Raw genomic sequence first — 21323 nt, 5'->3', positions numbered from 1 at the left:
GTGCGGGCGTTAGCCCACGGCCCGCCGCAGTTCATCGGCATCATCAGCGCTGTTCATGACCAGATTATGGACACGCAGCGTCTTAATTCGCCGTGGATCGGCATCCAGGATTTCAAAGGACAGACCGCTTGGATGCGTCAAGGTTTCACCCGGCGAAGGCACACGTCCCGCCATGGCAAACACCAGACCACCGAGCGTATCCACATCCTCCAATTCCTCGGCATCGAAGTAACGGCCCAACTGGGCCTCGAACTCCTCCACCGGGATGCGGGCATCGACATCAATGGTGCCGTCGGCGCGGGGGGCCAGAGCACTTTGCGCGGCATCATCATGCTCGTCTTCGATCTCGCCCACGATCTCTTCCACCAGATCCTCGATGGAGACCAGACCGTCAATACCGCCGAACTCATCCACCACCAGGGCAAGGTGCTGACGCTTCTGCCGCATCTTCAGCAGCAGGTCGAGAACAGGCATCGAGGGCGCCACAATCATCACCTCGCGGGTGATGGCTTGCATGTCAAAGGCGCGGGCACCGGCCACACAGGCCAGCACGTCCTTGATATGGACCATACCGACCACGTCATCCAGTTCCTCCCGATACACGGGCATGCGGCTGTGCGCTTCTTCAGAGAAGCGGCGGATCAGGTCGGGCAGGGAAATATCCAGGGATACGCCGATGATATCGGCCCGCGGCACCATGGCATCGGACACTGTGCGGTGGCGCAGCTTGAGAATATTGGCGAGCAACGCCCGCTCTCCCTCCGCCATGGAGGGCTCTTTCGGACCCGTCTCCTCGATCAGTTCCTCAATCGTGTCACGCAGCGTATCGCCGCCGCGTACCCCGAGGATTGATCGCAGCCAGCCACGCAGGTGCTGGGCGAGGGTTCCATTTTCTTCCGCCCCGTCTTCGCGGGGCGATCGACTGTCGCTGAGGTCGGCCATCATCTTTCTGGGGTTATGGGAACGGGTCCGGGAGACATGTCCCCCGAATCATACACGGCGCCACCGGGATCATCAGGCGCACGATGACCTTCCGGCAGGCCGGCATAGGGGTCGGCGATGCCAAGCCCCGACAGGATCTGGGTTTCCAGCCGTTCCATCTGTTCGGCCTCGGAATCCTCAATATGGTCGTAACCCAGGAGATGCAGGACGCCGTGGGTCACAAGGTGGGCCAGATGGTCGGCAAAGGCCTTACGTTGCTCACGCGCCTCGCGTTCCACCGTTTCAAACGCCAAAATCACATCGCCTAATATTACAGGAACCGGCGCGTCTGGCGACAGGAATTCCACGTCCCCGTCGCCGTCTACCTCAGCGGGTTGTTCTTCACCCTGCTGTTCAGCGTCGAACCCCTCATCCTCGCCCTCGTCAGCGCCACCATCGGCATATAGGGCAAAAGACAGAACGTTGGTGGGTTTATCTTTGCCGCGATAATTCTTGTTCAGTTCCTGAACCGTCGCATCATCGGCCAGGACCACCGACATCTCGACCGGCCCCTCAGGCAACCAGTCCGGGTCCTGCGCATGCGCCGCCATCAGAGCGGAGCGTGCCGCGCGCTCGCACAGCATTTCCACGTCTGCAACCGACGCCTCCCACCGCTCATCCTCGATGGACAGCGCAATCTCGACCCGATCCGGCATCTTCACGCTCCCTCACGCGCCCGATCGGCCGCGTCATAGGCCCGGACGATGCGGCCCACCAGCGGGTGGCGCACGACATCCTGGTCGCTAAACTCTACAAAGGACACACCCTCCACGCCGCGCAGGATGGTCAGCGCCTCGCGCAGTCCGGATTTCTGGCCTGTCGGCAGGTCGATCTGGGTGACGTCCCCCGTCACGACCATGCGGCTGCCTTCGCCCAGACGGGTCAGGAACATCTTCATCTGCATGGGCGTGGTATTCTGCGCCTCGTCCAGGATGACAAAGGCGTGGGACAATGTGCGGCCACGCATGAAGGCCAGCGGCGCCACCTCGATCACCCCTGTCTCCAGACGCTTGGTGACCTGATCGCCGGGCAGCATGTCATGCAGCGCGTCATAGAGCGGGCGAAGGTAGGGGTCGACCTTCTCCTTCATATCGCCGGGCAGGAAACCCAGCCGCTCCCCCGCCTCCACGGCCGGACGCGACAGGATGATCCGTTCAATGGAACCCTGCATCAACAGGCTGACCGCCTGCGCCACAGCCAGATAGGTCTTGCCTGTCCCAGCGGGGCCCAGCCCGAAGACCAGCTCGCTTTCGGCCAGGGCTTCCAGATAACGGGCCTGAGTAGCACTGCGCGGGGTGATGGTGCGGCGTTTGGTCTTCAGACCAGCGCGCGGGTCGGACAGTTGGGCGAGCGCATTGCCGCTGGTCTGCACGTCGGCACTGATGGCGAGACGGGCGGCGGCATCCACCTCCCCCGGTCCTACGGGCATGCCAGCTTTTACCCGGTCCCACAGCGCCAGAATGGCGGCACGCGCGGCCTGTGCAGACTGATCCCCGCCCGCGATGGACAGGACATTGCCCCGCGACACCAGCCGCGTGCCCGTCTGCTTTTCCAGCCTTGTCAGGAACTGGCCATGCTCCCCAAACAGCAACGGCAGCAGGCGGTTATCGTCGAACGACAGTTCCAGATTGGTCAAGCGTGTGCCTCCACCGCCGGGCGGGCGGGCTGTGTGACAGTTTCTGCGGTCACAACATGGCCGGACAGGCTGTTGGCGTAGGCGCCCGTGATATGCACCTCCACCATCTGCCCCATCAACCGGGCTGGGGCCTGCACATAGACCGACTGCATATAGGCGCTACGGCCCAGCAACTGCCCGTCCAGCTTGCCCACCCGGTCGAACAGCACCGACAGGGTGCGCCCGATCATGGTCTGGTTGAAGGCCACCTGCTGGGCGTTCAGCAATTGCTGCACCGCCTGTAAGCGCTCATCCTTGACTTTTTCGTCGACCTGCCGGCCTTCCAGGGATGCGGCCGGTGTACCGGGGCGGGCGGAATATTTGAAGCTGTAGGCCTGAGCAAAGCCGATATCGTTAATCAGGCGCAGCGTGTCGGCAAAATCCTGATCGGTTTCACCGGGGAAGCCCGTGATGAAATCCGACGACAGGGCCAGATCGGGCTGACGCGCGCGCAGCCGGTCGATCAGGCGGCGGTAATCATCGCCCGTGTGCTTGCGGTTCATGGCCGCCAGGATACGGTCGCTGCCCGACTGTACCGGCAGATGCAGGAACGGCATCAACTGCGGCACCGTCCCGTGCGCGTCGATCAGGTCATCATCCATGTCGCGTGGATGGCTGGTCGTGTAGCGGATACGCGCCAGCCCGTCGATCTCTGCCAGTTCGCGGATCAACCGGCCCAGGCCCCAGACGCTGCCATCCGCCGCTTCGCCATGAAATGCATTCACATTCTGGCCCAGCAGGGTGATTTCCCGCACGCCATGCGACACCAGGCGCCGGGCCTCATTCAGCACCTGACCGACAGGCCGGCTATATTCCGACCCGCGCGTATAGGGGACCACGCAGAAGGTGCAGAACTTGTCACAGCCTTCCTGCACCGACAGGAACGCCGCCGGCCCCTGCGGCTTGGCGCTTTCTTCGGGCAGCAAGTCGAACTTGCTCTCCACCGGGAAGTCGGTATTCACCACGCCACCGGCCCCGCGCACAGCACGCGTAACCATTTCCGGCAACTGGTGATAGGTCTGCGGTCCGAACACCATGTCCACATGCGGCGCGCGCATCATGATCTCGGCACCCTCGGCCTGCGCCACACAGCCAGCCACGGCCACGACCATACGCCCGCCGTCCGCCGCCTTCTCATTCTGCAAATGCCGGATACGCCCCAGTTCGGAATAGACCTTTTCCGATGCCTTTTCGCGGATATGGCAGGTGTTCAGGATTACCATGTCAGCGCCGTCGGGCTGATCCGTCGGCTCATACCCCAGCGGTGCCAGGACATCGGCCATACGGTCGCTGTCATAAACATTCATCTGGCAGCCATAGGTCTTGATGAACAGCTTCTTCTTCAACGCCGTCACCCCCGTGAGGGAGCCTTTCCGCATGACAAAGGGCACGGATGGCAGCGGCCAGCCGTTTAATCGGTGGAAGATAGGGATGTAGCCGCCAGAGTCAACGTTGCAGCACATATGGGCGGGGGCGATGGGGGTGCATGGGCCGCCCCCGCCTCACTCCTCAATCGGCCGATAGCGCGCCCTGTACGCAGCCTCTTCTGCCGCCATACCTTCTTCGGCGCGGCCTTCCTTGATGATGTTCAGCAAGGCGTAGAGCACTTCCTGCACGCCCTCGCCCGCCGCACCCGACATCACGAAGACGGGCTTCTTGGCCGACCGGCGCAGCTTGGTGCGCTTGAACTCAATCTCTTCCTCGGTCAGGGCGTCGACCTTGTTCAGGACGACGATTTCCTTCTTGTCAGCCAGACCGCCGCCATACATCCGCAGCTCACGCCGGATGGTGCGATAAGCAAGCTGCACATCTTCCTGTGTGCCGTCGACCAGATGCAGCAGCACGCGCGTGCGTTCCACATGGCCCAGGAAGCGGGTGCCCAGGCCGTGGCCTTCATGCGCGCCTTCGATCAGGCCGGGGATATCGGCGATGACGAATTCTTCCTCACCGGCCTTCACCACACCCAGGTTGGGCACCAGCGTCGTGAACGGGTAATCGGCGATCTTGGGCCGGGCACGGCTGACGGCGGCCAGGAAGGTGCTTTTGCCGGCATTGGGCAGGCCCAGCAGGCCGGCATCGGCGATCAGCTTCAGACGCAGCCAGACCCAGCGCTCCTCCCCCGGCCAGCCGGGGCCGAAATTGCGCGGGGCACGATTGGTGCTGGTCTTAAAATGCTCGTTGCCGAATCCGCCATCGCCGCCCTTCAGCAACACGATGCGCTGCCCGACCTCGGTCATGTCGGCGATCACCGTTTCCTGGTCTTCATCCAGCACCTGAGTACCGACCGGCACGCGCAGCACCGCATCCTCACCGCGCCCGCCCGACCGGGACGAGCCCATGCCATGGCCGCCCTTTTTCGCCTTAAAATGCTGCTGGTACCGGTAGTCGATCAGGGTGTTCAGGCCGTCAACCGCCTCAATCACCACATCACCGCCGCGTCCGCCATTACCGCCATCGGGGCCGCCATTGGGGATGAACTTTTCGCGCCGGAATGCCACCGCTCCCGGCCCGCCATCACCGCTTTTCAGGAAGATCTTGCACTGATCGAGGAACTTCATAGCGGCACCGAGAGAAAGTCAGAGAGAAGGTCAGAGAGAAAGTGAACGGCGAACGGACGGGTCTGCCATGTCCGCAGCATCAACATGCCTTCCCCACGAAAGCGGGGACCCAGGGGCCACAAGCCGCAACCGTCAACCCTGGCCACCCCTGGACCCCCGCTGTTGTGGGGGAGGCAGGTTTTAGAGGTGGACCAGGACGGTCAAGAGGCCAAACGCTTTGACCTCTTGTGCCCAACCAGCCGGCAAAACCCAAAAAAACAAATCGGGGGAACGGTTGCCCGCTCCCCCGACCCGTCAAATTCCGGTCATCAACCCATGGGCCGATGGACAGACCTTACTCGGCCGCGACCGCCGGCTCTTCATCGAAGCTGACTTCGTTGACGGCGACAAAGGTGCGACCCTTCAGGCCGGTCTTGAACTCAACATTGCCGTGAACCAGCGCAAACAGCGTATGGTCCTTGCCGATGCCGACATTCTCGCCAGCATGGAACTTGGTGCCGCGCTGGCGGACCAGGATGTTGCCGGCCAGAACCAGCTCACCGCCGAAGCGCTTGACGCCCAGACGGCGCCCAGCGGTATCGCGACCATTGCGGGACGAGCCGCCTGCCTTTTTATGTGCCATGGATCTAACTCCTCACTGAAGCTTCACAAAGGCGCTCAGGCCTGGATACCGGTGATGCGCAGCACCGTCACTTCCTGACGATGGCCGTTCTTCCGGCGGTAGTTCTGGCGGCGCTTCTTCTTGAAGATGATGATCTTGTCGTTGCGGTCCTGAGCGACGACGTCAGCCGTGACAACGGCGTTGGCGATCAGGGGCGTACCGACAGTGGTGGTGCCCTCGTTGCTGACCAGCAGGACTTCGTCCAGCTTCAGGGAGGCGCCAGCCTCACCGGCCAGCTTCTCAACCCGAATGACGTCGCCGGCCGCGACCTTGTACTGCTTACCGCCGGTGCGGATGACTGCGAACATTCTAACCACCACTTCTTAAAGATCCGGGAACCCCCGCCAATGGGATGGCCCCTTCCATTCTGCCGCAAAAAGGAATACGGCAGCCAAAGAGGCTCCGTTTCCAGAGGCGGCGGAATATACCTGCCCAGCACCGGCTGTCAACCAGGAACCGACTCTTTTCCTGGGGTCTTCGCCCCCCGTGCCCTGCAAGGGTGGGGTCCTTCCGCCGCATGGAGCTCCTTATATATTGTATGGGCGGCATGAAAAAGGACTGTTGCATCACGCCAACCGTTTGTGTAGGTTCCGCGCCACTTCGCCAGGACGCCCCGGTCGACCACCGGGATTGATGCGCGGCGGGGTCATGCGGAGAGGTGGCGGAGTGGTCGAACGCGTCGGTCTCGAAAACCGAAGTACCCGCAAGGGTACCGTGGGTTCGAATCCCACCCTCTCCGCCATTCACTCCCCTTAAAGACGGCACTGATGCGCTTGGTTGCGGCTTATCGCCCGCAACAGCGCGGACCGATGATGTGACGGCTGTGTTTGTGCGCCACCTGACGAGATGCTGCTGGACGAATGATCCATAACAGGTAGGCTTTTGCTATGGCCGGCAAGAGGGGCGTAGCATGAGGACGCGCGGTCAGATGATCGGGCCGGTGGCGGCGGGGGCCATTGTTGCCGGCAACATGATCGGGTCCGGCGTTTTCCTGCTGCCAGCCAGCCTGGGAGCGATCGGGTCCATCACCCTGATCGGCTGGATCATTGTGCTGGCCGGCTGCCTGCTGTTGGGTTGGATCTGTGCGACTCTGGCCATGCGGCGGCCAGGTGGGCTGGGACTGACCGGTTATGTGCATGACGCGCTGGGCCCGTATCTGGGGTTCCAGTCGGCCTTTGTCTATTGGATTGCCACTTGGTTCGGCAATGTCGCCATCGCCCTGGCCGTCACCGGTTATCTGGGCAGCTTTGTTGACGCGTTGAAGATGCCGGCGGTGCTGGCTGGGGTCACCATCGCCATCATCTGGTTGATGACCTTGATCAACCTGTCCGGGGCGCGTCCGATTGCCCGGTTCGAGGGGGTGGCCCTGGTCCTGGGGCTGGCACCGGTGCTGCTGGTCGGCGGGTTAGGCTGGATCTGGTTCGATCCAGCCCTGTTCATGGCAGGTTGGAACGTCACGGGCGGGTCGGACGGCACCGCACTGTTGGCCTCGCTGGGCTTGATCATCTGGGCCTTTCTAGGCCTGGAAAGTGCCGCGGTGGTGGCAACGGTGGTGAAACAGCCGGAACGTAACGTGCCGCTGGCCACAATGGGGGGAATCCTTGTGGCGGGCCTGACCTATGTTCTTGCCTGCACCTCCCTGGCCGGTGTGATGCCGGCGGCGGAACTGGCGGCGTCCACCGCCCCATTCGCCGAGGTTGCCGCCCGCATCTGGGGGCCCGTCGCTGGCAGTATCCTGGCCGTCTGCGCCATGGTGAAGGCAGCGGGCACCCTGGCCGGATGGATGCTGGTGGGGGCGGAAACCGCCGAGGCAGCGTCTGAACTGGGCCTGTTCCCCCGGGCATTGTCGAAAATCAACGCGCATGGGGCACCATCGCGCAACCTGATCGTCACCGCCCTGCTGATGAGTGTCGTCTGCATCGCCACCCTGTCAGCAACGCTTGGCCAGCAGTTCAGCATGGTGGTCAACATGGCCGTTGTCCTGAACGTCCTGGTTTACGCCTATGCCTGCCTGTCGCTGCTGCGCCTGTCGGCCGGCATCACCCCGCCGGTCCGGCGCCATGCCGCCCGCATCGCCGCCCTGGCCGGACTTGCCTTCGCCCTGCTGATCATCGGCCTTTCAGAGGTCTGGATGCTCTCCATCGCGGCCCTGATTTTGGTGCTGACCCTGCCGCTTTACCGGCTGAGCCGGCCCCGCCGGACAAGCTGAGCCAGAGGAACCACGCCCTCCCGTCCAACCACCGGCGCCAACGCAACACGGTGAAACATCCATCAGCGGGATGCTGCGGCGCTAAGCGGTTGCCAATGAGCATGACCGATTTCAACGCAACAGGATGCAACAGCAAAACGGGGGCTGTTTCACAGCGCCAAGGCCAGCACGCCCTGCCGGTGGGTGCCTGCACGCAAACAGACCACGGGTTGTGCGGGCATAAGCATAGCATGAGGCCGAAGGAAAGTCAGCGGTGCCATAGGACCCCATCTGACCGGTTATCCAGGCGGGAGAGCGCCGGTTGCAGGAACAAAACGCAGCATCGCCGTCAGACCCGCGCGGTCGCGGATGGTGAATTCATGGCCCAGATTGTGGGCGATATGCTGGCACAGTGTCAAACCCAGGCCCAGCCCGCGCTGACCCGTGCCGCCCCTCTCCAGCCGTTCACCGGCCTGCATCACCAGCCCACGCATGGCGGGCTCGATACCCGGCCCATCATCAGCCACGATCAGCGCCGGTCCCCCCGCACGCCGGATGCCAACAAGGATGCGTCGGCCGGGATCAGCATGGTCGATGGCATTGTCGATCAGAGCGCGGAGCAGGCGATCCAGCATCACCGGATCGCTGTCCACCACCAGATGGCTGGGCACCAGCCGGATCTGCTTGCCGGTGGCATTCGCCTTGGCGGCAAGTTCTCCCGTCACCCGCGATAGCAACGGGCCCAGCGGCACCCGTTCGCGTCTGATGCGCACCGCACCCGCAGCCAAGCTGGCCAGGGTCAGCACCTGGTCCATTTGTGTTGACCCGATCTCCAGTGCTTCTTGCAGCCGGTCGGCCAATTCCACCTGTTTGGGGTCGGCCAGCTTCATCTGCAACAGGTTCAAGAACAACCGCATCGCCTGGAAAGGCTGCCGCAGGTCATGGCCAACAGCGGACAAAAGACGGATCGGGTCGATCGGGGGGGGACGGGTCATGGTCTGCTGCTGCGGTGAAAACCTGACCGACTGTGGCCGGCTTTCACCGCAACGTCCAGCAAGGAGCGGACCGCCCCTTCAAAGGATCAAAGGTAATCGGCCGGCACAGCGGCGGCGGCGCGATATTCTTCCTTCATCCTTGCCACCAGTTCCGCCACGGGCGGGGCATCATGGATGGTGCCGATGCCCTGACCAGCCGACCAGATATCCTTCCAGGCCTTTTTCTTCGACCAATCCTCAATCGACAGGTTGGGATCGGCCGTGCCACCGGAAATGGCATTCACATCAATACCGTTGGCGGCAACACTGGGGGCAAGGTAATTACCGGGAATGCCGCTGAACATCGGCGTGTAGACAATGTCGGCGCCCGTATGGTCGATGATCATCTGCTTATAGGCGTCGGGCGCATTGCCCTCTGCCGTCGCGATGAACCGGGTGCCGATATAGGCGAAGTCAGCGCCCAGCACCTCTGCGGCGCGAACCTGGGCGCCCGATGACATGGCACCGGCCAACACCACCGGCCCATCGAAAAATTCGCGGACTTCCGACAACAGGGCGAAGGGGGACATGGTGCCTGCATGGCCACCCGCACCGGCGGCCACCAGAATCAGCCCGTCCACCCCCACCTCGATCGCCTTCTTGGCGTGGCGAATGTTGGTGACATCGTGAAAGACCAGCCCACCATAGGAATGCACGGCCTCGACAATGCCAACGGGTGCGCCGACCGAGGTGATGATCAGCGGCACCTTGTGCTTGACCATCAGTTCCACATCGGTCTGCAGCCGGGTGTTGGAGCGATGCACGATCAGGTTGACACCAAACGGCGCCACCGGCTTGTCCGGGTTGGCGGCGGCATAGTCAGCCAACTCGCCGCTGATTTTGGTCAGCCATTCATCCAGGGTTTCCGCCTGCCGCGCATTGAGGCTGGGAAAGGTCCCGATGATACCAGCCTTACACTCCGCCAGCACCAGTTCGGGGTAGGAGACGATGAACATCGGGGAGGCGATGACGGGCAGCGACAGCTTTCCCTTGAACTGGCTGGGCATGGGCATCTTCAGTCATTCCTCCTGCTGGTATATTGAACGCGGTTGCCCGCGCGGTTGATTCAGGTCTGGTGGTTTTAGCACGCTCGTTCGCAAGTCGCCATAACCTCGGTGATGGGCGCATGGCGGCCCCAACAGCGCGCGGCGTTGCAAGCAGGAGGGCGGGCGTTGCATTCTCCGCGCCGACTTGAAATCCAGGGGCCGGACCCATGCAGGACTTCCTTTCCATCCATCCCGAAGTGGCGGCGGCGCTGAAAGCCGGCAAGGCCGTTGTGGCGCTGGAATCAACCGTGATCAGCCATGGTCTGCCTTATCCGGCCAATGTGGAAACGGCCAACGCCCTGGAAGCAGCCATCCGCGCCGAAGGGGCCGTACCCGCAACCATTGCGGTGCTGGATGGGCGTATCCGTGTCGGCCTGGATGCCGATGATATTGAGCGTCTGGCCCAGCCCGGTGTGCGCAAGGTCAGCCGCCGTGATCTGCCCGTCGCCTTGGCCCAGGGGGCCGATGGTGCAACCACCGTGGCCGCCACGATGATCGGCGCGGCCCTGGCCGGCATTGCTGTGTTCGCCACGGGCGGCATCGGCGGCGTGCATCGCGGTGTGGAAACCACCCTGGACATTTCCGCCGATCTGGAAGAACTGGCCGCCACCGACGTGGCCGTCGTCTGCGCCGGGGCCAAGGCCATCCTGGACCTGCCGCGTACGTTGGAATATCTGGAAACCAAGGGTGTGCCGGTCATCGGCTTTGCCACAGACCGTTTCCCCGCCTTTTATACGGCATCGCTGCCGCTGCCCGTTGATGGCCGCTGCGACACGGCGGACGAGGTGGCGCGGGTGTTGCGGGCCAAGTGGCAGTTGGGCCTGGGCGGGGGGGTCGTCATCGGCGTGCCGATCCCTGACGATGCCGCCTTGGATGCAGAAGCGGTCGAAGCCGCCATCGCCCAAGCGGTCGGTGAGGCCGACGCCCAGGGCGTGCGCGGCAAGGCCCTGACGCCCTTCCTGCTGAAGCGCATGGAAGAACTGACGGGCGGCGCCAGCCTGGCCGCTAACCGCGCCCTGCTGCTGAATAATGCGCGGGTCGGGGCCCGCATCGCCGTGGCCTATGCGCAGCAAAAGGGCGCCTATGTGCTGCCCAAAAAGGTGGTCACCGCCAAGCGCCCGCCCGGATACTGAGGATAGAGGCGGCCCTTCAGCACAATGGGCCTTCCCCGCAAAAGCGGGGATCCAGGGGCCGTAGGAACCATGCTTCGGTTGCGCTTGGCCCCTTGGCCCCCGCTTTCACGGGGGAAGCAGGCAGGTTCAGGTCGGTAAGCGCGGACCCTATCCCAGCCGTCCCGCCGCCGCCGTCAGATCGCGCAGGCGCTCCGCATGCTCATCGCGCCACTGACCATCTTTCAGGCGCCACCCCCAGTTGCCGTCGGGCAGGCCAGGCACGTTCATGCGGCCTTCGGTGCCCAATTCCAGCACATCCTGAACGGGCGTGATGACCAGTTCGGAATTCACCCCCAGGGCAAAGCGGATGAAGTCCCAGTGCAACTCCCGCCCGTCCGTATTCAGGTAGGACCGGATGCGCTGGCCCAACTCCCCGTCCAGCCCGCCCCGTGACGTCACCCAGCCCAGGATCGTGTCATTGTCATGGGTGCCCGTGTAGAACACGGAATGCGCGGCATAACGGTTGGGATCATAGTTCCAGGGTTCAAAATGATCGCCCCATTCAAAGGGCAGCACGCGCATGCCAGGGAAACCGAAATGGTCGCGCAGGCGCTCCACCTCCGGGGTGATGATGCCCAGATCCTCGGCGATGATGGGCAGCGCACCGCAGCGGTCCTTCAGCGACTGGAACAGTTCATAACCCGGCGCCGGTACCCAGCGGCCATGGATCGCTGTTTCCTCATGCGCCGGGATTTCCCAGTAACTCTCGAACCCACGGAAATGGTCGATACGGACCATATCCACCGTTTCCAACGTCTTGGCGATGCGCCGGTGCCACCAGGCAAAACCCTCCGCCCGGTGCGTATCCCACCGGTAGAGAGGGTTGCCCCAGCGCTGCCCGGTGGCGCTGAAATAATCGGGCGGTACACCGGCGACGATGGTGGGTCGGCCCGACCCATCCAGTTCAAACAGGTCACGACGGGACCAGACATCGGCGCTGTCTCCCGCCACGAAAATCGGGATATCGCCCATGATCCGGATGCCGCGCGCATTGGCATCCTGCTTCAACGCCATCCACTGCCGGAAAAACAGGAACTGCTGAACCTTGATTTTCTTGATCTCAAACGACAGCGTATGGCGCGCTTCCCCGATGCCGATAGGATCGCGGCTGGCATACAGCGCGTTCCAATCCATCCAGGCAGCACCGCCATGTTTGGCCTTCAACACGGTGTACAGCGCGTAGTCATCCAACCATTCGGCATCATTACGCGCCCGGAACAATTCGAAGTCGCCCCATTCCTCATCCTGGCTGGAGCGTTTCAGGAAGTCGCCCGCGACCTTGTCCAGGGCGGCCAGCTTGGCAATGGCCACCCCATCATAATCCACCCGTTCCGCCGTGTTGTCAGGCAATCCCGACAGGATCGACGCGTCGGCAAACCCATCGCGGCGCAGATCGTCAAAGCTGATCAACAGCGGATTGCCGGCGAAGCTGGACAGGGCCGAATAGGGGCTGTTGCCCAGGCTGGTCGGCGCAAGCGGCAGGATCTGCCACACGCTTTGTCCGGCTGCCTGAAGATCGGCCAGGAAGGTGCGGGCCGCCGGCCCCATATCGCCGATGCCATGCCCACCGGGCAGCGAGGTCGGGTGTAGAAGAAGGCCGCTGGCGCGCTGATTGGTCATGGTCGGGCGGGTCTTTCCACTGGGGCCGGGTCGCGGGCGTGATCCTATCACCCCGACCCAATCTTCCCATGATTTCGTAAGCCATGCTGCAATGCAACAGTTGCGCAGACCTGTAACGCTGTTACTCTCATTGCGGATGTGTTTGGGGTGTTTTTGTAACGGGGTGCCAGATGCCGGAATCGCCATTGCCAAAGGGGATCGGCCATCAGGGGGGACAGGCGGTAAAGACCGCGCTGGACCGGTTGTTCGACCATGTAAACCGGGTGATCCTGTCGCGGCAGCATCCGATTACAGGCCTGTTGCCGGCCAGCACAGCGGTGACCGTCCATGGCAATTACACCCATGCCTGGGTGCGCGATAACGTCTATTCAATCATCGGTCCCTGGGCCCTGTCGCTGGCCTATCGCCGCCGGGGCGACAGCCCGGCCCGTGCCCGCCTGCTGGAACAGAGCGTGGTGAAGACCATGCGTGGCCTGTTACAGGCCATGATGCGCCAGGCGGCCAAGGTTGAGCGGTTCAAGCACAGCCAAGCCCCGCTGGATAGCCTGCACGCCATCTATTCCGCCAGTACGGGTGAGGCGGTGGCCGCCGATGATGGCTGGGGCCATTTGCAGATCGATGCCACGTCGCTGTTCCTGCTGATGCTGGCACAGATGACACGGTCGGGTATGTCGGTCATCTACACGCTGGACGAGGTGGCGTTTGTCCAAAATCTTGTCCATTACATCGGCCCGGCCTACCGCATCGCCGATTTCGGCATCTGGGAACGCGGTCGCAAGATCAATGACGGCGCCGTGGAACTCAATGCCAGCTCCATTGGCATGGCCAAGGCGGCGATGGAGGCCATGCAGGGCCTGGACCTGTTCGGGGAGGATGGGGGCCGTGTCGCCGTCATCCATGCGGTCCCCGATGAGATAGCGCGCGCGCGCGCCACCGTGGAGGCGCTGCTGCCGCGCGAATCAGGGTCCAAGGAGGTGGATGCAGCCACGCTGGGTATTATCGGCTGGCCAGCCTTCGCGGTGGATGCGCCCGATCTGGTGGAGCGCACCCGCAATGAGATCCTGACCAAGCTGGGCGGCCCCTATGGCTGCAAACGCTTCCTGACCGACGGGCACCAGACGGTGCTGGAGGACCATACCCGCCTGCATTATGAGGCCGGCGAGTTGGAGCGGTTCCGCGGCATCGAAAGCGAGTGGCCGCTTTTTTACACCTACTTTTATGTCACCGCCCTGCTGACCGGGGATACACGCGGGGCAGCGTCCTGGCGCGAGAAGCTGGAAAGCCTGCTGGTCGAACGCGGGGGCGACGCCCTGCTGCCAGAACTGTTCATCGTACCGGAAGAGGCGGTAGAGGCTGAACGCGCGCATCCGGGCAGCCAGAAGCGCGTGCCGAACGAGAATGTGCCCCTGCTATGGGCACAAAGCCTGTTCATCATGGGATTACTGATCGACGAGGGATTGCTGGCACCGGGCGATGTCGACCCGCTGAACCGCCGCGCCAAGCTGAAACCCAAGCCGCCGGTGCCGGTGCGCCTGGTGGTCCTGGCGGAGGATGACAAGGTCCGGGCACAACTGAAGGAACAAGGTGTCAGTTGTCAGACGCTGGCACAGGCTGGCGGGTCCATCAATATCTGCCATGTCGATGTGCTGGTCGGTGCCCTGGCGGAACTGGGCCGGTGCGCGGCCCTGGGCCTGACCGGCCGGCCGCCACGCCGGCTGGGTACCCTGATCACCGCTTGCGGTTTTCGATTTGCCGGGCAGCCGGCGGTGATCGTGCCCACCTTTGTCGATGAACAGGATGGCTTCTATTTCACCTATGACCATCGGTTCCTGGTCGACCGGCTGCTGTCGGAAATTGCCTATATCAACCGGACCTGGACGTTCACCAAACCGCCGCTGCTGGTGTTCCCCGTGTCGAAGGGCATGGCCGCGGGTGACGGGTTTACGGAACTGGGCCGAACCCTGGCCGACCTTGTGGCGGGCCGTGTGCCGGATCTGGTGGTTCGGGGCAGCGATCTGATCGATGCCTATGGTGGCGCGCGTATTGTGGCCTTTGAAGAGATCGCCCCGTCCTGCCCGGTCACTGCACGCCCGGTCCGCGCCTGGGCTGGTAACGACGCCTTCGAGTTCAAGGCGCCGCCACCGGGCGGGGAGGATCGCCGCTGGATTGAGGAGGGCGATACGCCCTGGCTGGCCAAATCGCTGGAGGCTGAACGCCGCGCCGACTGGTACCTGTTGATGCTGATGCTGCTATGGGAGCGGCAGGGGCGGGATTTTGTGCCCGATGGCGGTGTGCCCCTCTGGCAGCGGGCGGAGAATCTCTATCGCGCCGCCGGCCATGCCGGCCGCTGGGACATTGTCCGCCCTCTGGCCCATCTGCTGAACCGCCATGATGAACGGTTGCAGGATGCGGTGAAGGAGATTGTGGTTCGGCAAAAACACGTGATCCTGGGTGCCAGTACCGTAGACCGGCCACTGGCCAATGCCGATATCTCTGCCCGCCTCGCCACCATCGGCGGTGACCCCGCCACCTTGATGCTGCGCGAAGAAATGCTGTTGTTCAGTGGCACCCTGATCAAGGCCAGCCCGGAGCTGTTCCGCTACACCCTGTCGCTGCGCCCGGCCGACCTTCTGGGCCTGCTGATCCGGTCGGTGGCGCGGCAGCGCGGCCTGTCGGATGCCGGGGGGCTGGAGGTGCTGAAGGCAGAAGGGCCGCACGCCATCCTGACCCGCCTGCGCCGCCTGATCTCGCGCTGTCCCGGCATGACGGGGGATTTCTGTCTGCCCGTCCTGTCACGGGGTAGCGCCGTTGATCAGCCGGAATTTGCCATGGAGGATTGGACGGCTACCGTGCTGACGGGGGGCGACTGGTGGGGATGGCGCGACACAACGGGTACGCTGCTGCCGGTGCCCGATGCGTTTTTCCAGCGGGTATGGGGGCTTTTGCGCCATGGCGACGGGCTGATCATCGCCGATCCCAGCCACCAGGAAATGCGCCTGGACAGCGCCACCCTGCGCGCCGACCGCACGCCAGGCGAACGGGATTTCGCGCGTGAGGTGGAGGCGCGGCTGGACCGCATCATGAACCCGGAATATCGGCAACTGACGGTTGAAGCGCTGTGGGCCGTGTCGGAAATGCTGTCTGTCCACAGCAATGTCCGCCTGCCGGGCCTGATTTCTACCGACCGCATCATCGCAGCCGCCGTTGAACGCCACTGGCACCAGACCCATCCGGGACAGGCAGAGGTCAATGAGGCCGTGGCCTGGAAGGGTTTCTATAATCTGTCCCCGGTCAAGGCCGCCGAACATTTCGCTATGGGTGCCCTGGTCCTGGCGGGTTTATCCGAAACGGTCTGTGACGCCGCCTGACCGGTGGGGTGTTGAGGGACGTCTGGTCGACGCGACGACCAGACGATGAAGGGTCCGGCTGAACGGTGCTCCATGCGGCACCCATAAAATCACCGGCGACGCCCCTCAACCGAACTCCGGCTCCGCCCCTCAACCGAACTCCGGCTCCGCCCCTCAACCGAACTCCGGCTCCGCCACTCAAACGAACTCCGGCTCCGCCTCGACGGGAAAATTCACCGACCGGGCGATGAAACACATCGTGTGGGCCTTGTGGTGGAGATGGGCGGCTGTGCCGCGGTCGGAACCGGGGGCAAGGGTCACCCGCGGGCGCAGCAGGACACGGGTGAACTGCCCCTCCCCGCCTGCCGCTTCCACCATCCAGCCTTCGGCCCGATCTTCATAATCGGTGACCACGATGCCAGCGGCAGCGCACAGGCCGAGATACCAAAGCTTGTGACAGGCGGACAGGGACGCGACCAGCAGATCCTCCGGGTTCCAGCGGGCCGGATCGCCACGAAAGGACGGATCGGCGGAACCGGGGATCGCAGGTTTGCCAGGGGCACTGATCAGGTGATCCCTGCTGTAGGCGCGGTAGGCACTGGTGCCTTCACCGTGATTGCCAGTCCACGTGACAGTGACGGCGTAATGATGTTCCTTGCCCGGCATGATTGGGTGACCCCTTTCGCATTGGACGCAGCCATCCTCCATTCTAAGACCCGCGATGGCGGGCTACAGGGGCCATTTCCGCTGGCCTGCATAGCGCCGAAAAGGCTTGTGCCCCGACAATGGGGAACAGTGCCCCCGACACGGGCGCAAGCCCGGCCTTCCGCAGCGGCGCTTGAGTGTGGCGGGCTTTGGCCCTAGACATCGGGCACTTGGCTCCAGGGGACCCGACCGCGATGACCCAGCACCCGCACCGCCTGACCATCCGCCGCCCGGACGACTGGCACCTGCATCTGCGCACCGGTGCCATGCTGCGCGCCGTGCTGCCACATTCGGCGGCACAGTTGGGCCGAGCCATCGTGATGCCCAATCTCGTCCCCCCCGTCATCACGGCGGCGCAGGCCGAAACCTACCGCGCAGAGATCCTGGGCGCCCTGCCCGCCGGCAGCCGGTTCCAGCCGTTGATGACGGCTTACCTGACCGATGGCACCGACCCCGACGATCTGGAAGCGGGCAAGAAGGCCGGCATCTTAACTGCCGTGAAGATGTATCCCGCCCACGCCACCACCAATTCCGCCCATGGGGTGACCGATCTGGACAAAGTGGCCCCCGCACTGGACCGTATGGCCCAGGTCGGCCTGCCCCTGTTGGTGCATGGTGAGGTGACGGACCCGAAGGTCGATATCTTCGACCGCGAAGCTGTGTTTATTGACACCGTCCTGCCCAAGATCCGGGACCGTCACCCCGATCTGAAGATCGTCCTGGAACATATCACCACGGCCGAAGGCGTGGCGGTGGTACGCCAGTACGGACCCTCGGGCAGGCTGGCCGCGACCATCACGGCCCATCATCTGATGATCAACCGGTCCAGCATCTTTGTCGGCGGCATCCGTCCGCACCTTTACTGCCTGCCCATCGCCAAGCGAGAGACACACCGGTTGGCCCTGCGCGAAGCGGCAACGTCGGGGGAGCCCTGGTTCTTCTTTGGTACCGACAGCGCCCCCCACCCGATCGGCGCCAAGGAAAGCGCGTGCGGCTGCGCCGGCATTTATACTGCCGCAACCGCTGTGGAACTCTATGCCCAGGTCTTCGATGAAGAGGGCAAGCTCGATTGCCTGGAAGCCTTCAGCAGCCTGAACGGCCCCGCCTATTACGGCCTGCCCCCTAATGACGATACCATCACCCTGGAAAAAAGCGGCCTGATCGTGCCCGATATCCTGGATATTGATGGCAAAGCTGCCGTGCTTCCCTTCCGGTCGGGCGAACGCCTGGACTGGCGGTTGGTTTAACATTCTCCACCCTTCGCGCAGGACCATCCCATGATCGACGCCGCCACCGCCGCTACCCAGACGGCCCGCATCCTGATTGAGACCAAGTCGGTCCTGTTCAATGCGGAGAAGCCGTTCATTTTCACGTCGGGCCGGGCCAGCCCCGTCTATATCGACTGCCGGAAGCTGATCAGCTTCCCGCGTGCGCGGCGGTTCCTGATCCAGGCCGCCAAGGATCAACTGTGCCGCGAAGCCGGGTTCGAGGCGTTTGACGCCGTTGCCGGTGGCGAGACGGCGGGTATCCCCTATGCCGCCTTTGTGTCGGACGTCCTGGATCTGCCCATGCTCTATGTCCGCAAAAAGCCCAAGGGTTTTGGCCGCAATGCCCAGATCGAAGGGCAGTTGCTGGAAGGCCAGCGTGTGCTGCTGGTGGAGGATCTGGCCAGCGAAGGCGGGTCGAAGATCAACTTCGTCAACGCGCTGCGGGATGCCGGGGCCATTGTTGAACATATCTGGGTGGTCTTCCATTACGGCATCTTCCCGCAATCGGAAGCGACCATGGCAGACATGGGCGTGAAACTGCACGCACTGGCCACCTGGTGGGATGTGCTGCGGGTCGCGCGGGACGGCAATTATTTCGACAGCCACACGCTGGGCGAAGTGGAAAAATTCCTGCACGCGCCGGAGGCCTGGTCGGCCAGCAATGGCGGGAATGAGGCCAAGGGCTGACGGCCCCCCTTACCGCAAACGCCGGGCCCCAGGGCCCGGCGTCAGTTCCGCTGCAAGGCCGACAGGGTGAAATTGGCAGACAGCACACCCAGGGACCGGGCATCGACCGGGTCGATCAGCAGGATGCTGGCCGTCACCACATAATCATCGGCCGATTCGTCATAGGCGGCGCCTTCAGTATGAACCGCGCCGGGTTGATTACTGTTTGGAGCGATGAATTTCGCCTCGTCCGACTGGTCATAGTCGCTGGGTATGCGGGTCGCCGCCACCAGCAGACCGCGATCATCAGTCAGGATCAGATCGGCCAACAGGGCCTGGCGCGGAAAGCGCAGCAGGGCCAGAAACTGTGATAACGGCCCGGTCATCACGGGGTCGATCAGCGAACCACGACCGCGTTTGGCCTGCAGGCGCCAGGCGATATCGCGCTGGACGATACTGTCGACAGAAAGATCGTCATTGTCGCGGCTGGCCTGACGAAGGGCGGCGAGATTGCCCGGTTCAGCCAGCAGTTCCGTTGCCATGGTACGCAGCACGCCGGTAATCTGCGGATATTCTTGCACCCGGTCGGTCGCAAGGGACACGGTACCTGCGGCGTCATCGCCAGGAAGGACCGTTGCCCCTGCCGCAGCCCCTGCCAGCAAAGCGAACAGCAACCCGATCAAAACCTTCCGCATGGCTGTTCCGGGGGTCCCATCCTTGGTCTCATCTGTTAACCACACTAGCAAGTCCGGTCTGGCACCTCCAGCGCGCCAACCGAAAAATCGTTCGGCCAACCAGTTTCCCGCAACTATGCCAGACGTGAAACCGGCGCCCAGACGGGCCGCTTCGCGTGCGAAACCAAAATAAAAGGGGGCAGGCCATGCAGCCTCCCCCCCCTGTCTGACCCGGAAACAGTCGGTCTGATCCACCAACTTGATCAGATCAGCCGCCCGTTCGAGGTTTGATCAGTTATCACCCATCTTGAGCGCCGCAATAAACGCGCTCTGCGGGATTTCGACCTCGCCGAACTGCCGCATGCGCTTTTTGCCTTCCTTCTGCTTGTCGAGAAGTTTCCGTTTACGGCTGATATCGCCGCCATAGCATTTGGCCAGCACGTCCTTGCGCAGGGCGGCGATGGTTTCACGCGCCACCACCTTGGCCCCGATGGCGGCCTGGATCGGGATCTTGAACAGATGACGGGGGATCAGGTCCTTCAGCCGCTCGCACAGTTGGCGGCCCCGGTACTCTGCCTGACTGCGGTGGACGATCATCGACAGCGCGTCGACCGGCTCGGCATTGACCAGGATCGACATCTTGACCAGGTCGCCCTCGCGGTACTCTTCCAACTGATAGTCAAAGCTGGCATAGCCGCGGCTGATGGACTTCAGCCGGTCATAGAAGTCGAACACCACTTCGTTCAGCGGCAGTTCATAAACCACCATGGCGCGGCCCCCGACATAGGTCAGGTCCTTCTGAATCCCGCGCCGTTCGGTACACAGTGCCAGGATGCCGCCCAGATATTCATCGGGCAGCATGATGGTGGCCTTGATCCACGGCTCCTGGATATGGTCGATCTTGACCACATCCGGCATGTCGGCCGGATTGTGCATCTCAATGATCTTGCCGTCGGTCATGTGCAGTTTGTAGACCACCGACGGGGCGGTCGTGATCAGGTCCAGATCAAACTCACGTTCCAGCCGCTCCTGGATGATTTCCAGATGCAGCAGGCCCAGGAAGCCGCAGCGGAAACCGAAGCCCAGCGCCGCACTGCTTTCCGTCTCATACTGGAACGACGCATCGTTCAACGCCAGCTTGCCCAAGCTATCGCGCAGATGCTCAAACTCCGCCGCATCGGACGGGAACAGGCCGCAGAACACGACGGGGATGGAGGGCTTGAACCCGGCCAGGGCAGTCGGGGCCAGACGGCGCTCCTCCGTGATCGTGTCACCCACCTTGGTGTCGCGGATATCCTTGATCGCCGCCGTGACAAAGCCCATTTCGCCAGGGCCCAGCTTGTCCACCGCCACCTTTTTGGGTGTGAAGATACCGACACGGTCCAGGTCACGCGTCGCCCCCGTGGCCATGAAGCGCACCTTCTGGCCCAGCCTCAATTCGCCATTGACCACCCGCACCAGGATGATGACGCCCAGATAGGCATCATACCAGCTATCCACGATCAGCGCCTGTAACGGCGCCTCCCGGTCGCCCTTGGGCGGCGGCAGACGGGTGACGATGGCTTCCAGCACGCCTTCAATGTTCAGACCGGTCTTGGCGGAAATCTCCACCGCATCCGACGCGTCCAGCCCGATCACATCCTCGATCTGCGCCTTCACGCGCGGCACATCGGCGGCCGGCAGGTCCACCTTGTTCAGGATGGGCACAATCTCATGGTTCGCGTCCAA

Annotated in this window: 18 protein-coding genes and 1 tRNA gene; 6 read left to right on the top strand and 13 right to left on the bottom strand. The window is 63.2% G+C overall.

Features of this window, described 5'->3' with window-relative positions; translation table 11 throughout:
* Nucleotides 1-9: 9 nt before the first annotated feature.
* The 7 genes from CHU95_RS13025 to rplU all read right to left on the bottom strand — a co-directional run bounded on the left by CHU95_RS13025 (nucleotide 10) and on the right by rplU (nucleotide 6183).
* Nucleotides 10-945, bottom strand: a complete 936-nt coding sequence (locus tag CHU95_RS13025; protein WP_342744733.1) for a hemolysin family protein — start codon at nucleotides 943-945, stop codon at nucleotides 10-12.
* Nucleotides 942-1637, bottom strand: coding sequence for an rRNA maturation RNase YbeY (gene ybeY / locus CHU95_RS13020; RefSeq protein ID WP_094456791.1), 696 nt, complete (start codon nucleotides 1635-1637; stop codon nucleotides 942-944). Before ybeY ends, CHU95_RS13025 begins: the two co-directional genes overlap by 4 nt.
* A 2-nt stretch (nucleotides 1638-1639) precedes the next feature.
* Nucleotides 1640-2617, bottom strand: coding sequence for a PhoH family protein (locus tag CHU95_RS13015; protein WP_207762491.1), 978 nt, complete (start codon nucleotides 2615-2617; stop codon nucleotides 1640-1642).
* The gene (gene miaB / locus CHU95_RS13010; RefSeq protein WP_094456790.1) at nucleotides 2614-4035 is read right to left on the bottom strand and encodes a tRNA (N6-isopentenyl adenosine(37)-C2)-methylthiotransferase MiaB; all 1422 of its coding nucleotides are present in this window, start codon (nucleotides 4033-4035) and stop codon (nucleotides 2614-2616) included. Before miaB ends, CHU95_RS13015 begins: the two co-directional genes overlap by 4 nt.
* A gap of 123 nt (nucleotides 4036-4158) precedes the next feature.
* Entirely contained in the window at nucleotides 4159-5214 is a 1056-nt protein-coding gene (gene obgE, locus CHU95_RS13005) for a GTPase ObgE (protein ID WP_094456789.1), read from the bottom strand.
* 334 nt (nucleotides 5215-5548) lie between these two features.
* Nucleotides 5549-5836: a 50S ribosomal protein L27 gene (gene rpmA / locus CHU95_RS13000; protein ID WP_094456788.1), complete on the bottom strand. Its 288-nt coding sequence runs from the start codon at nucleotides 5834-5836 to the stop codon at nucleotides 5549-5551.
* A 35-nt stretch (nucleotides 5837-5871) separates the two neighbouring features.
* Complete coding sequence (gene rplU, locus CHU95_RS12995) at nucleotides 5872-6183, bottom strand: 50S ribosomal protein L21 (protein WP_054165740.1); 312 nt, start codon at nucleotides 6181-6183, stop codon at nucleotides 5872-5874.
* Between the two features lie 344 nt (nucleotides 6184-6527).
* On the opposite strand from rplU, the gene CHU95_RS12990 reads away from it, so the two are divergent.
* Together CHU95_RS12990 and CHU95_RS12985 are read left to right on the top strand one after the other, a co-directional pair.
* Nucleotides 6528-6617, top strand: a tRNA-Ser gene (locus CHU95_RS12990).
* Between the two features lie 168 nt (nucleotides 6618-6785).
* Nucleotides 6786-8084: an amino acid permease gene (locus tag CHU95_RS12985; RefSeq protein ID WP_094456787.1), complete on the top strand. Its 1299-nt coding sequence runs from the start codon at nucleotides 6786-6788 to the stop codon at nucleotides 8082-8084.
* A gap of 278 nt (nucleotides 8085-8362) precedes the next feature.
* On the opposite strand, the gene CHU95_RS12980 is transcribed toward CHU95_RS12985, so the two are convergent.
* Both CHU95_RS12980 and CHU95_RS12975 read right to left on the bottom strand, forming a co-directional pair.
* On the bottom strand, nucleotides 8363-9058 hold the full coding sequence (locus tag CHU95_RS12980) for a sensor histidine kinase (protein ID WP_094456786.1): 696 nt from the start codon (nucleotides 9056-9058) through the stop codon (nucleotides 8363-8365).
* Between the two features lie 86 nt (nucleotides 9059-9144).
* Nucleotides 9145-10110: an NAD(P)H-dependent flavin oxidoreductase gene (locus CHU95_RS12975; RefSeq protein WP_094456785.1), complete on the bottom strand. Its 966-nt coding sequence runs from the start codon at nucleotides 10108-10110 to the stop codon at nucleotides 9145-9147.
* A 200-nt stretch (nucleotides 10111-10310) separates the two neighbouring features.
* On the opposite strand from CHU95_RS12975, the gene CHU95_RS12970 reads away from it, so the two are divergent.
* Nucleotides 10311-11276, top strand: coding sequence for a pseudouridine-5'-phosphate glycosidase (locus tag CHU95_RS12970; RefSeq protein WP_094456784.1), 966 nt, complete (start codon nucleotides 10311-10313; stop codon nucleotides 11274-11276).
* Between the two features lie 147 nt (nucleotides 11277-11423).
* Here CHU95_RS12970 and malQ read toward each other — a convergent pair whose 3' ends face one another.
* The gene (gene malQ / locus CHU95_RS12965; protein WP_281255166.1) at nucleotides 11424-13121 is read right to left on the bottom strand and encodes a 4-alpha-glucanotransferase; all 1698 of its coding nucleotides are present in this window, start codon (nucleotides 13119-13121) and stop codon (nucleotides 11424-11426) included.
* Here malQ and CHU95_RS12960 point away from each other — a divergent pair.
* Nucleotides 13106-16303 (top strand): glycoside hydrolase family 15 protein, encoded by a 3198-nt coding sequence (locus tag CHU95_RS12960; protein ID WP_094456782.1) that lies wholly within the window; start codon nucleotides 13106-13108, stop codon nucleotides 16301-16303. The two genes, malQ and CHU95_RS12960, sit on opposite strands and share 16 nt — an antisense overlap.
* A 177-nt stretch (nucleotides 16304-16480) precedes the next feature.
* On the opposite strand, the gene CHU95_RS12955 is transcribed toward CHU95_RS12960, so the two are convergent.
* Nucleotides 16481-16948, bottom strand: coding sequence for an OsmC family protein (locus CHU95_RS12955; RefSeq protein WP_094456781.1), 468 nt, complete (start codon nucleotides 16946-16948; stop codon nucleotides 16481-16483).
* Nucleotides 16949-17181: 233 nt separating this feature from the next.
* Here CHU95_RS12955 and pyrC point away from each other — a divergent pair, with 233 nt between their 5' ends.
* Nucleotides 17182-18234 (top strand): dihydroorotase, encoded by a 1053-nt coding sequence (gene pyrC / locus CHU95_RS12950; RefSeq protein ID WP_094456780.1) that lies wholly within the window; start codon nucleotides 17182-17184, stop codon nucleotides 18232-18234.
* 30 nt (nucleotides 18235-18264) lie between these two features.
* Entirely contained in the window at nucleotides 18265-18942 is a 678-nt protein-coding gene (locus CHU95_RS12945; protein ID WP_094456779.1) for an orotate phosphoribosyltransferase, read from the top strand.
* Between the two features lie 41 nt (nucleotides 18943-18983).
* Here CHU95_RS12945 and CHU95_RS12940 read toward each other — a convergent pair whose 3' ends face one another.
* Both CHU95_RS12940 and lepA read right to left on the bottom strand, forming a co-directional pair.
* Complete coding sequence (locus CHU95_RS12940) at nucleotides 18984-19616, bottom strand: hypothetical protein (RefSeq protein WP_094456778.1); 633 nt, start codon at nucleotides 19614-19616, stop codon at nucleotides 18984-18986.
* A gap of 270 nt (nucleotides 19617-19886) precedes the next feature.
* On the bottom strand, nucleotides 19887-21323 hold a 1437-nt coding region (gene lepA, locus CHU95_RS12935), incomplete at its 5' end, for a translation elongation factor 4 (RefSeq protein ID WP_094456777.1).

It is taken from the genome of Niveispirillum lacus (genome assembly GCF_002251795.1).
Taxonomy (GTDB): Bacteria; Pseudomonadota; Alphaproteobacteria; order Azospirillales; family Azospirillaceae; genus Niveispirillum; species Niveispirillum lacus.
This window is presented reverse-complemented; position numbering and strand designations above follow the sequence as displayed.

Excerpts from the sequence above, each read along its gene's own strand:
- CHU95_RS13025 (WP_342744733.1), bottom strand. The coding sequence starts at position 945 with ATGATGGCCGACCTCAGCGACAGTCGATCGCCCCGCGAAGACGGGGCG.
- ybeY (WP_094456791.1), bottom strand. The coding sequence starts at position 1,637 with ATGCCGGATCGGGTCGAGATTGCGCTGTCCATCGAGGATGAGCGGTGG.
- miaB (WP_094456790.1), bottom strand. The coding sequence starts at position 4,035 with ATGCGGAAAGGCTCCCTCACGGGGGTGACGGCGTTGAAGAAGAAGCTG.
- obgE (WP_094456789.1), bottom strand. The coding sequence starts at position 5,214 with ATGAAGTTCCTCGATCAGTGCAAGATCTTCCTGAAAAGCGGTGATGGC.
- rpmA (WP_094456788.1), bottom strand. The coding sequence starts at position 5,836 with ATGGCACATAAAAAGGCAGGCGGCTCGTCCCGCAATGGTCGCGATACC.
- rplU (WP_054165740.1), bottom strand. The coding sequence starts at position 6,183 with ATGTTCGCAGTCATCCGCACCGGCGGTAAGCAGTACAAGGTCGCGGCC.
- CHU95_RS12985 (WP_094456787.1), top strand. The coding sequence starts at position 6,786 with ATGAGGACGCGCGGTCAGATGATCGGGCCGGTGGCGGCGGGGGCCATT.
- CHU95_RS12980 (WP_094456786.1), bottom strand. The coding sequence starts at position 9,058 with ATGACCCGTCCCCCCCCGATCGACCCGATCCGTCTTTTGTCCGCTGTT.
- CHU95_RS12975 (WP_094456785.1), bottom strand. The coding sequence starts at position 10,110 with ATGCCCATGCCCAGCCAGTTCAAGGGAAAGCTGTCGCTGCCCGTCATC.
- CHU95_RS12970 (WP_094456784.1), top strand. The coding sequence starts at position 10,311 with ATGCAGGACTTCCTTTCCATCCATCCCGAAGTGGCGGCGGCGCTGAAA.
- CHU95_RS12960 (WP_094456782.1), top strand. The coding sequence starts at position 13,106 with ATGCCGGAATCGCCATTGCCAAAGGGGATCGGCCATCAGGGGGGACAG.
- malQ (WP_281255166.1), bottom strand. The coding sequence starts at position 13,121 with ATGGCGATTCCGGCATCTGGCACCCCGTTACAAAAACACCCCAAACAC.
- CHU95_RS12955 (WP_094456781.1), bottom strand. The coding sequence starts at position 16,948 with ATGCCGGGCAAGGAACATCATTACGCCGTCACTGTCACGTGGACTGGC.
- pyrC (WP_094456780.1), top strand. The coding sequence starts at position 17,182 with ATGACCCAGCACCCGCACCGCCTGACCATCCGCCGCCCGGACGACTGG.
- CHU95_RS12945 (WP_094456779.1), top strand. The coding sequence starts at position 18,265 with ATGATCGACGCCGCCACCGCCGCTACCCAGACGGCCCGCATCCTGATT.
- CHU95_RS12940 (WP_094456778.1), bottom strand. The coding sequence starts at position 19,616 with ATGCGGAAGGTTTTGATCGGGTTGCTGTTCGCTTTGCTGGCAGGGGCT.